The organism is Mesorhizobium sp. M7A.T.Ca.US.000.02.2.1, assembly GCF_003996995.1.
GTDB lineage: Bacteria > Pseudomonadota > Alphaproteobacteria > Rhizobiales > Rhizobiaceae > Mesorhizobium.
The window spans coordinates 27,199-27,443 of sequence record NZ_RZTT01000017.1 but is presented as its reverse complement, the minus strand read 5'-3'; the positions used below and the strand labels follow the sequence as shown (position 1 = coordinate 27,443).

The 245-nt window shown below is 66.1% G+C and carries 1 protein-coding gene; it reads left to right on the top strand.

Translation table 11 applies throughout. From position 1 onward, the window contains the following. Positions 1-245: hypothetical protein (locus EOD15_RS37320; protein ID WP_185928968.1), on the top strand; the 245-nt coding region annotated here is incomplete at both ends.

The window sequence follows — 245 nt, the reverse complement described above, 5'->3', positions numbered from 1 at the left end:
CGGTGTGACGACCAACAATGGCATCACCACCGAGCAGGACAAGGACAGCTTCACCTATACGGTGACCGACGCCCACGGCAACACCACCACCGGCTCCATCCTGGTCGACATCGTCGATGACGTGCCGACGGCGCATGCCAACACCAACAGCGTGTCGGAAGGCGCGCAGGCCTCGGGCAACGTGCTGACGGACGGGACGGCGGACGTTCTGGGTGCCGACGGTGCTGCACCTGGCGGCGCGGTGA